The 6,638-nt window shown below is 65.0% G+C and carries 7 protein-coding genes and 1 pseudogene; 3 read left to right on the forward strand and 5 right to left on the reverse strand.

The features are described from left to right. Positions 1–247: 247 nt before the first annotated feature. From ABN028_RS33165 to ABN028_RS35620, 3 genes are all read left to right on the forward strand, one after another. Complete coding sequence (locus ABN028_RS33165) at positions 248–1,297, forward strand: LacI family DNA-binding transcriptional regulator (RefSeq protein WP_349699355.1); 1,050 nt, start codon at positions 248–250, stop codon at positions 1,295–1,297. 24 nt (positions 1,298–1,321) lie between these two features. Further along, on the forward strand, positions 1,322–3,280 hold the full coding sequence (locus ABN028_RS33170) for an ADP-ribosylglycohydrolase family protein (RefSeq protein ID WP_349699356.1): 1,959 nt from the start codon (positions 1,322–1,324) through the stop codon (positions 3,278–3,280). Positions 3,281–3,358: 78 nt separating this feature from the next. Further along, positions 3,359–3,688, forward strand: a complete 330-nt coding sequence (locus ABN028_RS35620) for a hypothetical protein (RefSeq protein WP_502879241.1) — start codon at positions 3,359–3,361, stop codon at positions 3,686–3,688. 297 nt (positions 3,689–3,985) lie between these two features. Here ABN028_RS35620 and ABN028_RS33180 read toward each other — a convergent pair whose 3' ends face one another. From ABN028_RS33180 to ABN028_RS35625, 5 genes and pseudogenes are all read right to left on the reverse strand, one after another. Further along, positions 3,986–4,456 carry a hypothetical protein gene (locus tag ABN028_RS33180; protein WP_349699357.1) on the reverse strand — a complete coding sequence of 157 codons (471 nt, stop codon included), beginning with the start codon at positions 4,454–4,456 and terminating at the stop codon, positions 3,986–3,988. Further along, the gene (locus tag ABN028_RS33185) at positions 4,440–4,859 is read right to left on the reverse strand and encodes a hypothetical protein (RefSeq protein ID WP_349699358.1); all 420 of its coding nucleotides are present in this window, start codon (positions 4,857–4,859) and stop codon (positions 4,440–4,442) included. Before ABN028_RS33185 ends, ABN028_RS33180 begins: the two co-directional genes overlap by 17 nt. Positions 4,860–4,891: 32 nt before the next feature. After that, complete coding sequence (locus ABN028_RS33190) at positions 4,892–5,542, reverse strand: ATP-binding protein (RefSeq protein WP_349699359.1); 651 nt, start codon at positions 5,540–5,542, stop codon at positions 4,892–4,894. 106 nt (positions 5,543–5,648) lie between these two features. After that, entirely contained in the window at positions 5,649–6,092 is a 444-nt protein-coding gene (locus tag ABN028_RS33195; RefSeq protein ID WP_349699360.1) for an AAA family ATPase, read from the reverse strand. A 422-nt stretch (positions 6,093–6,514) separates the two neighbouring features. Further along, a pseudogene (locus tag ABN028_RS35625) lies at positions 6,515–6,638 on the reverse strand (IS630 family transposase); the annotation flags it as partial.

Raw genomic sequence — 6,638 nt, forward strand, 5'->3', positions numbered from 1 at the left:
CGCGGATGCATGTCGTGCTGAGATGTGTAACCGGTACCATATAGACGCGGGCACACTTTTCAATCCGTTCGTCCAGTGGCGGCCAGGCGGCACAGACGCCACGATCGACCGCCCTGGAGAGATTCTCTGCTTCACTCAGCGACGATCCCGCGGCGTCGTCCTGATCCGGTCAAGCACTTGACGACCTTGCTTCCAGACGCTTGTGTTAGCGGTTACATAGAAGTGCTGACCTTGGAGCGCCCTCCGTATGGTGACGATGTACGACGTGGCGAAGCGGGCCGAGCTTTCCGTCGGCACGGTGTCGCGATACGTCAACGACAGCGGGTATGTGGGGGCAGCCAGTCGGGAGAAGATTCGGCGGGCCATTGCCGAGCTCGGCTTCGTGCCAAGCACAGCGGCCCGGAGCCTCACCACCAAGATGTCCGGGTTGATCGGATTCGTGGCATCCGATCTGACCAACCCGTTTACCGCGGAGCTCGCCCAGGGTCTGCAGGAGCGCGCGAGCCACCAGGGCTACTGCGTTGTGACCAGCTCAACCGACGGGGACGAGCAACGGACGTTGGAAGCGCTTACCGTCCTGGAAAGCCATCAGGTCGACGGGTTGGTTGTGACGCCTCCGGAGACGCCGGCCATCAATGACCATCTGGTGACCGCGGCCCGTAAGGGCACTCCGATCGTGCTGATCGGCATGGAGCTCGATCCGCCTGTTGCTGATCGGGTGACGACCGATACCTACCAGGGTGCCCGGCTGGCTGTCGAGCACCTTCTCGAGCTTGGGCATCGCAGGATCGCCTACGTGGGTGCACGAAGTCAGGCGAAGGGGCGACGGAGAGCCTACGCCGATACCCTACGTGCCGCCGGCATCAGCGGCGACAAGGACTTGATCGCCGTACGGGCGCTCAACCGGCAGGGTGGCGTCTCCGCGGGATCAACGCTCCTCGATCTGTCTGATCCGCCGACCGCGGTGTTCGCCGCCAATGATTCGGTTGCCCTCGGTGTCGTGCAGGCTGCGTACCGCCGCAAGCTCCGAGTTCCGGACGACGTGTCTGTCGTGGGGTTCGACGACACGGATCTGGCGGAGCACGCGATTCCGCCGCTTACCACGGTGGCGCAACCCAAACTGCAGATGGGCCACGAGGCGATCTCACTTCTCTTCCACCGGATCAAGGGGACAGGCCCAGATCGAATCGTCGAACGCCGGTTGACCTGTGAGCTTGTTGTCCGCGATTCCACCGCGCCAGCCGCCGCAAGCCGCCGTCGCCGCGCTCAGCGTTCCCGAAGATTCCAGCGCTCATGACAGCCACCTCGCTTCCGCGGAGGGATGAACGTGCTTGAACTCGACATCAACGGCTCTGTGTTCTCTGACAAGGTTTACGGATGCTGGCTGGGCAAGAATGCTGGCGGCACCCTCGGAACCCCACTGGAGAAGGCCTTCGGCGAGCCAGAGCCGTTCGACGTGTGGTGGTATCCGGAGTTGCGTGAGGGTGGACTTCCCAATGACGACCTGGAGATTCAGCTCGGCTGGCTCAAGGCGATCGAGGAGGTCGGGCCAGAGCTTACCGCCCGCGACCTGGCGCGGTATTGGCTCGACCACGTCGGCTACAACTTCGACGAGTACGGTCTGTCCAAGACCAACCTGCGGCTCGGCCTCGAACCGCCGGTGAGCGGGAACTACAACAACTGGTTCAAGGATTGCATGGGATGCCCGATCAGATCCGAGATCTGGGCCTGCATCGCTCCCGCCGCCCCACGGATCGCCGCACGCTATGCCTACCAAGACGCGATCTGCGACCACGCCGGGGGTGAATCGGTTTATGGCGAACTGTTCAACGTCGCGGTCGAGTCGGCGGCCTTCGTCATCGACGATCGCCGCAGGCTCGTCGACGTCGGCCTGTCGTACGTGCCCGACGACAGCCGAACCGCGGCGGCGATCCATGCCGTCCTCACCGCACACTCCGAAGGCCTGGACTGGAGGTCCGCCCGCAAGCGCGTCCTGGAGACAACGCCCCATTACAACGCGCAGTACTCCCCTATCAACCTGGGATTCCAGGTGATCGGGCTGCTGTACGGCGAGGACTTCGGCGCCGGCGTCTGCAAGACCGTCAACTGCGGTTACGACACCGACTCCTCCGGTGCGAGCATTGGCAGTTACCTTGGCATTCTCGCCGGCCGGAGCGGGCTACCCTCCAAGTGGATCGAACCGCTCGGCGACGCCATCGCGACCAACGAATCCTGGGGCGGCGTACGTCACCTCTCCGACGGCACAAATCCCATCCCCACAACGTTGCAGGAGCTGGTCAAGCGCATCCAACGGATCGCCCACGCCGTGCTGACCGCACATGGGCAGGTCGACAACGACGGAGTAGTTCGTCTGAACGAGGCCGACCTGTACGCCGACAGCGACGTGCTCGCCCTCCGCGACTCGAGCCCCACCAGGGTGGACTATCCCGGCCCCGACGTGCAGATCGGCGTCGAGTACCTCGACACACCGGCCGTGGCCTCGGGCACGAGGAAATCCATCGTCACCAGGTTGGAAAACGTCCGGCCCGACCCGATCGTCGCGACCTGTTCCATTGGTGTCCCCAGCGGATGGCAACCACCAGCCCCACAGCAGGTCGAGCTGTCGGCCCATGGCACCGCGAGCCTCGCCTGGGAGATCGAAGTTCCCGGACATCGGCTACTGGACAACAGCAACAGGCTGTACGTCGCGGTTGCGCCAGTCGAGCGGCCCGCGCAACCAGCGGTCCCTCTCGTCCTTGTAGGCGCGGCGGCTATCCGGGTGAGCGGGCCGTACGACCGCGACGGGCGTACAGATGCCGAGCTCCTCGACACCGTCCTGCCACCGGAAGAGCGGGACGGCGACCTCCTCTCCCCCACCGGGCGCCGTGGCCACTGGCGGGAACTATCGGCGTACGACAACGCCCTCCCACTCGCCGACGAATTCGAACGCCCCGGCGTGCTGTATGTCCAGACGTTTTTCCACGCGCCACAGGACGGGGAGAGCCGACTTGCCGTCGACGCCAATTGCCCAGTGACGTTCTGGGTGAACGCCGAGCAGATCACCTCGGCCGAGCGCTATAGCGGCATCCGACCCAATTACGGAGGCCGAGCGGACTCAGCCGGTGCCGTTTCGCTGCGCGCAGGCTACAACGAATTGCTCGTCAAGCTCGTCCGCAACACCGCCGCAGCACCGGTCGAGTGTCACGTCACCACGGCAAGCAACGACAAGTTCCGCGCAGGCCAACCGCACCTCGGCCGCACCCGATTCCCCTGGCACTGATCAACGGGTCCTGTGGGCCGTTCGATCACAATCGAAGGAGCTGGTGGGCGCTGTCTCATACGAACGACCATTGCGCGCGTGACCACGATGGGAGCCCAGCGCAGCAAGATGTGCAGAATCTGGATCAGCCGCGCGATCGCGCTCGTCATTCTGAGCGGCCTTGTGGGCAGTGGGTGGTACTACCTCACGAAGCTCCCACCGGATCGGATCACGTCCAGACCATCGATGCAGTCCGCGCCGGCAGCCATCCCCGCCACGATCGAGGTGACCTTCCCGGCCGGGTTCGCTCCCGCCGAAGCCACCCTCGACGCCTTGAACCTGACCCGCTCCGCGATCAGCTCCGACAGGCCCGCCCTCTCGGCCAACCCCATCACCGGGACCAGCCCCGCGCACGACACGAGGTTCTGATCACCGAAGATCGGCGTGGCCTTGGACCACAAGTACGGTAGTTTCACTTCCAGTGCCTTCTCGGCTCGGTCGAATCAGGACGTCAGCACTCCCGATTCTCCTTGCCCAGAAGGCACTTCCGCTGCAAGACCCGCCGCAGCACCAAGGCCGTCAGCTAGAGCTCCACGGATCGAGGCCTGAAGATGAGACTGGGCGTGGCGGTTCAGGTTTCGGTCCCAGGCGCCTTTCCCAGGTCCACCGCAGATCCCCGGCCTTTTTTCTGCGCCGACGGCTGGTTCCGGCCATTGTCGCGCTGGCTCACTCTGACAGGGCGTAGGCCACGGCCACGGCGGTGGTGAGGTTGCGGCCACGGTGGTAGGTGGCCTCGAATGCCTGATCCCCGAGAGCGAGGCGGCAGCCTGCCTCGCACTGCTGGTGGGGTTTGGTCCAGTTTTCGGAGCTGAAGAGCGGCTGGCCGATGGGCTGCCATATCTGCTGAGCGACCCCGAGCAGGACGGTGGCGCGCTCTGGTGCGCCCTCGTCGGCGGCGATCCAGGCCAGCAGTTCGACGGCAAGGGCTATGCCCACCAGGTCGGAGAAGGTGCGCTTGATCCGCAGTGCGTGTCGAGCATGCGCAGCCGCCTGCGCGAAGCTGCCTGATCGCCACTCGGCGAGGGCGAGGTGGTGCAGGCTGTACGACCGGACATATTGCTCGCCCCGCTGATCATTAACCCGGAGGCACTCCTGGAGGATCGAGGTGGCGTCGGCAAGCTCACCCTCGAAGATCATTCTCAGAGCGACCAGATGCCGGGTGAGCTCCAGAATGGTGTCCAGGTCGGCCTCGTGGGGGCTGCTTGGCGACCTCGACTTCGAGCAGTCCGAGCGCCTCGGGGAGGACGGCCCGGGCTCGCGGAAGGTCGGCTGCGAGGATCGCGCTCAGCGCGATCAGACGAGTGCCGCGGGCAAAAGCGGCGTCGTCGCCGAGCCGCCTGGCGGCCTCTCGGATCTGCTCGCCCACGGCGGTTGCCGCCGTGGCCTCCCCTTGCAAAGTCATGATCCAGCCGTTGACCCACAAGGCCCTGGCGCGCTCCCAGGTGGCCTCCTGATCTGTTCGCAGCGCCCAGCTCAACCAGTAACGACCTTCGGGAAGCAAGCCGCAGGCGAGCCAGTAGAACCACAGCCGCGCGGCCATGGCCAGGCCGATCCGTTCCTCGCCCGGGGTGGTCAGAAAAAGTTGAGCGCGGCCCGGAGGTGGGAGTGCTCTGCTCGCGTCTCGGTGACAAACCGCTCCTGGTGAGGGCCGAACCATTCAGCTTCGCGTTGTTCCACCAATCGCAGGTACCAGTCTCGGTGCCTGCGTTGGAACCTGGTCGATTCGCCGACCTGTTGAAGCTGTTCTTGTCCGTACTGGCGAACTGTGTCCAGTAGGCGGTACTGCGCCCGACCGGATCGTTCCTCCCGGATCAGGATGGACTGGTCGACCAGCCTGGCGACCAGGTCGAGCACCATGCCGGGGTCCAGGCCGTCGCCGGCGCAGACGGCTTCGGCGGATTCAAGGTCGAAACTGTCGGGGAACACCGAGGCCCGTGCCCACATCAGTTGTTCGTCCCGGGTGCACAGCTCGAAGCTCCAATCGATGGCGGAGCGCAGTGTCTGATGGCGGGCGATGTCATCGCCAGCGATCGCAGGCCAGTCGTAGCGAGCGTCGAGGCCGACCAGCAATTCCTCCAGGCTCATGGTCCGAAGTCGCACGGCCGCCAGCTCGATCGCCAGCGGGATCCCGTCCAGACGGTGACAGATCTCGGAAATGACGCGGCGGTTCCTCTCAGTGATCCGGAACCCCGGCATCACCTCCGCCGCCCGCTCGGCGAACAACGCCGCAGCCGGGTACTCCGAGCCGTCTGGCGACGGCAACGAGTCGACCGGCGCAGCCAAGGGCCGCACCGGCCAGATGTGCTCACCGCTGACCCCCAACGGTTGCCTACTGGTAGCAAGGACCCGCAACTTCGGTGCAGCCCGCAACAGGCTGCCCAGCACGTTGGCGCCAGTCGTCCACCAGGTGCTCACAGTTGTCCACGACGAGTAGCACCTTCTTGCCCTGCAAGAAGGTGGCAAGATCCTCCAGCGGCCGCCAGCCCGGCCGGCTCGGCATCCGCAGCGCCATCGCGATGGTATGCGCCAACAGCCCACCATCACGCAACGGCGCCAACTCCACCACACGGATGTCATGGCGGAAAACCTTCCGCAGCCTGGCCACGACCGACAACGCCAGCTGCGTCTTGCCCACACCCGGAACACCGGTCAACGTCACCAGCCGGGCCGTCGTCAACCGATCCTTGATCTCGGCAACGTCCTGCCGACGACCGACCAGATCGGCCGACTCGACCGTAGGCGGGTCGATCCGCCGCGAACTAGCGGCGTCCATAACGAAAGGCTAGCCCGCCGCAGAACCCCTCGATCCCGCTCCAGGGTCACCGGCGGGTTATCCGGCCTCGGCGACAACGGAACAGCCGCAGCGCTCAGGAGCCCATCTTGACTGCTTGGCTTGCTCTCACCTCCGCGGACGTCTCGCGAAACCTGCAGTGTTATGGACAAAACGTGGCAGCCTGGAGATGGGGCTACCCTCGGTCATGATGGTGGGTGGCATACGGAGAGTGACGTGACTCGAGCCCCATATCGGGAGGGGAGCGTCCTTCCCAGTGATGTGACAAGTTTCGTGGGGCGTCGGCAGGCGACGGCCGAGGTTAAGCGCATGCTGTCCGCTTCGCGGCTGGTGACGTTGACCGGTTCCGGTGGGGTGGGTGCGAGCACCTGACGGGCGCTTGCCGCCGGCTGGTGGCGAAGCTCCTAGTACCCCGTGGTTGAGATCTTTTGACGGTTCGTTTTGGTGAGGATCTGGTCGGCGGTCTTGGTCCAGACGAAGGGGTGGCAGCGGTCGTTCCAGCCGGTGATGAATTGGCGGATCTTGGTG

The sequence above is a fragment of the Actinopolymorpha sp. B17G11 genome (assembly GCF_040196095.1).
Lineage (GTDB): Bacteria > Actinomycetota > Actinomycetes > Propionibacteriales > Actinopolymorphaceae > Thermasporomyces.